The organism is Aminobacter sp. P4_H6_2 (assembly GCF_056400805.1).
Window position 1 is genome coordinate 1 of sequence record NZ_JBFUKO010000539.1, and the last position, 3,716, is coordinate 3,716.

At 56.8% G+C, this 3,716-nt stretch carries 2 protein-coding genes and 3 pseudogenes; 2 read left to right on the forward strand and 3 right to left on the reverse strand.

What is annotated here, in order from left to right:
* Together AC1DUU_RS26065 and AC1DUU_RS26070 are read left to right on the forward strand one after the other, a co-directional pair.
* The coding region (locus AC1DUU_RS26065) for an ankyrin repeat domain-containing protein (RefSeq protein ID WP_476786265.1) at positions 1-577 on the forward strand (577 nt) is incomplete at its 5' end.
* Positions 578-1,092: 515 nt separating this feature from the next.
* Positions 1,093-1,158, forward strand: a pseudogene (locus AC1DUU_RS26070) (hypothetical protein); the annotation flags it as partial.
* A gap of 504 nt (positions 1,159-1,662) precedes the next feature.
* On the opposite strand, the gene AC1DUU_RS26075 reads toward AC1DUU_RS26070, so the two are convergent.
* From AC1DUU_RS26075 to AC1DUU_RS26085, 3 genes and pseudogenes are all read right to left on the reverse strand, one after another.
* Positions 1,663-2,421 carry an outer membrane protein gene (locus AC1DUU_RS26075; protein WP_476786266.1) on the reverse strand — a complete coding sequence of 253 codons (759 nt, stop codon included), beginning with the start codon at positions 2,419-2,421 and terminating at the stop codon, positions 1,663-1,665.
* A gap of 217 nt (positions 2,422-2,638) precedes the next feature.
* A pseudogene (locus AC1DUU_RS26080) lies at positions 2,639-2,920 on the reverse strand (IS66 family transposase); the annotation flags it as partial.
* Between the two features lie 40 nt (positions 2,921-2,960).
* Positions 2,961-3,458 (reverse strand): annotated as a pseudogene (locus AC1DUU_RS26085) (glycosyltransferase family A protein); the annotation flags it as partial.
* Positions 3,459-3,716 lie beyond the last annotated feature (258 nt).

The window sequence follows — 3,716 nt, forward strand, 5'->3', positions numbered from 1 at the left end:
GGCCAATCCAAATCAGTTGGCAAAATCGCAGACCCCGCTGCACGTGGCTGCCGAGAATGGCTGCCTTCAGTGCGTCATCCATCTTGTGGATGCTGGAGCAGATGTTAATGCACTGACATCGAATGGAAGTCCGCCCATACATTTGGCCAAGCTAAGTGGTCACGATGACGTCGTGGCCTACTTGCAGAGTCATGGCGCCGGACGACCGGCCATTGCACCGATTTCGGCTCGACTTGCATTGGCAAACGCTAAATCCGGCAAAGAACTTTTCGACAAAACATGTGGGGCTTGTCATCTTTCAGCGCCGGGGGTCCAGGTTCCCGGACGAGCGAATCTGTGGGGCATCTTAGGTCGGCCGAAGGGTTCACAAAGCGATGTCGCCTATTCGTCAGTTCTAAAGGACGCTGGTGGCAATTGGACCTTTGAGGAACTCAACTTTTTTATCTCAAACCCCGCACTCACGTTGCCTGGAACAGATATGGCTTTCCCTGGCCTGCAGGACGAGGAGCAGCGAGCAGACCTCATCGCTTACCTGCGGACCTTGAGTGACGCACCGTTGCCGCTTCCCGACAATTGATTGGTCCTCTCTGGCGGGCACTGTGATCCGCAAATTAACTTGGTCAAACCCTGGCGATGCTGATTTCCGGAATGGGTCGTGTGTGTGTCACGAGCATCGCCGCTCCAAACGATGGCGCGCACGTACGAGAGCCGGAGAGGTTGGCAAAGCAACAGCCAGCTGAGTATGGTTGATCTGGCGAGAGCTTCTAGCCGGTCGCGCAAGGGCAGCTTTCGATGTTCCCTGCCGAAAAGCCGACAGGCGGGAAGCGCCCCCCACGCCACAAGACAGCCCTGATCGTTTCTTCATTGGCTAAGTTAAGCGATGAAGCCCGCTGGGGTCTTCCTCATCAAATTGGCATATTGCTTCTCTATCCGCTCGGCGCCTTCGAGATAGCGCGTTGCGCTGGCACGAGATCGAACCAAGTTATACAGCTTGGCAATCGCCGGAGACCTTGAGCATATGCCATCACGGCCGAGCAAGGCGATCCAGAAGCTCAAATAGAAGTCCGCCAGGCTGAAACGAGTTCCCAGGATATAAGGMCCACCTTGCTACTCAACATCTTTTTAGGCGGAACCGGCATCGTTTGGTTCGGCTGCCTGATCTGGGCCTACATGGCAGTGCACGTCACCAGTGCCCCCAATCGCAGCAACGGCGGTGAGTCGGGCCTAAACCTTGCTGCCAACGACATCATGCCCGTAGCGCATCGATACCACAGTCGCGGTTGCATGAGCTTCTACCTTGGGAGTGGAAGTGCCGGGCCGAGCAAGCCGCCGCACAGGCCGCCTGATCACAGCACTATCAAGCCCTCGCTACGCGCGAAACGGACATTCCCGCGGCCCTCGCCGTATGCGTACGATGCAGTACCGCACGCGGGTGGTCATCTCTGACCCGAGCATCTTTGGAAGTCGCTGCGAAAACACTGGGATGCATACGGGACGATGGTGAGCGAACAAAACAGACGAATTGACGGTTGACCATACTCCCGACGCTAGCAATATGGTCCCTGCTGTCTCTCGTTGCGGCAGTCCGCTTTTTTCGTTTTGCCGCTGCAAAAAAGGCCCCAGCTTTCGCTGGAGCCTTTCGATAGACTGGAGATACTTCGATCAGAATTTGTAGTTCAGGCCAATACGTACGGTGTGGAACGCAACATCGTTCTTTAGAGTCGTATTGGTCCCCGCACCGATGATATCTCCGCTATACAGCGTGGTCTTGCCGAGATCAGTGTAGAGATACTCGGACTTAAGGGTCCAATTATTGGTGAGCGCATACTCAGCACCGCCGCCGACCTTCCATCCGGCCTTCGTCTCGGATTTGCTCAAGTCGATACCACCAAGACCGGCAACATTGGCTGAAACATAGCTCTTAACGTGGCCATATGCGAGACCGCCCGTAGTGTAGACCATAAAGCGGTCGACAGGCGTATAGCCGATGCGGGCGCGCAAGGTACCGAACCAATCGACCTTAGTGCCGGCCTCACCGGTCAAGGCTGCGCCGCCGAGCAAAAGCCCTCCTACGTCGATCGAGCCTTCGCCCTTAACACTTGAACCTTGGAAGTCGGCTTCGACGCCGTAGACCATCTGGCCCGACTGCCAGTTGTAGCCGGCTTGGACACCGCCGAGGAAACCGCCAGCCGTAAGGCCAACCGACCCGTCCATAAGGGGGCCGGGCGCGCCCACAGCAGTAACTTCGACCGGATGCTTGAATTTGCCGAAACCACCGCCGAGGTTTACGCCGATATAGCCGCCCGACCAATCGAACGCCAAGGCAATCGGAGCCTCGGGGCCGCCAACAACGTCCGCAGCATTGGAAGCTGTGGAAAATGCGAGGATTGCGGCAGCAGACGCGCCGATCAGGTACTTGATATTCATAAATTCTAACCCCTTCACTAGACTACGGGGCGTAGGTACTCCTTAGGGTTGCAATAATACCGCACCACGATGAAATCGTGATTTTGATTTCCGCCAGCCCGACGAGCCATGAAAACCTTTGAATTACCGATTGGTCGCTCTTCGGGTACTATTAAGAGCGATACCGCTTAAAAATCCGCGAGAAATCTGAGGCCTTGACCTTGATAGGGGATCCGGCAAGCGCAATGGTCTCATTGGCGCCGGCTTTCGCCTTGGCCAGCTGGGTATAAGCTGAGTATCCAACAACCTGCAGGATGCCAGTGAAGCCCCTCATGTGGCGCGCAACGCAGTCGCCACCGCGGCTGTCCTCGAAGCGATAGGCCACCATCGGCGGGCTGACACCGCCAAAGGGCCGGTCGTCGCGTGCGTAGCCCATAGCCGCCTTTTTGGCCTTGCCCGTTCCCAGCGCCAATGTCGGCGTGGTCTCGTCGGCAAAGACCCGCTCGCCCAGTTTGCTGCGTTCCACGCTCATTCATGATGGCAATGTTGCCACTTGCTCCGGCCACCCGTGGATCCCAGAAAACCGAAGCGAGCCGCTCGATGGCGGTCGTTTCTAGAACGGTGTCCGCATCGACCGTCATGATCAAGTCACCGCTGGCAAACCTGGCCGCGTTAATTGCGGCGCTGCGTCCAAAGCGGGTTCCATAGCATATCACCATGGTCACAAGACCCAAAGCGCGAGCCCGCTCCGCAGTCATCCGGGTGTCATCGGTCGAACCGTCATCGACGACGATAATTTCGACCGGCCGGTGAGTTTGACGTTGCAGCGAGACAAGCGTGGGATGGAGGCCGGTCCCTCCGTTGAAAGTAGGAATTATCACGGTTACCGAGAACTGATCGGCAGCTAAATGCGCGCGCTGAGCCTTTCCCCATACTCCAAACAGCGCCAGTGAAACCAAGGACAAGGTGTAGCGCGGGATGTCAAAGATCAGCAGCGAGAAGGCAAGCAAGAACGGATTGGCTTCCGACAGGGTTTGCACCATCTCGAGCATGCTTGCCGACCTCTGGAATGCAGCCGGCAGATAAGCACGGGAGCGCTGAAAATACGAGTATCGGCGCTTGGATTCATGGGGCTTGCTTCGAGCGCGGATACGTCTGGACACTGACAGGTCGGCGACATCCGAATTGACTTTAGCGGAACACCTCACTGGGGTCAGAAGCGGAATTTTGTGTCCGCTATGCGCCCAAAGCCGGACGTTCAGGCTCTAATCAACGCTCCCCAAAAGCGGACGAATGTCACTCCAATAGGC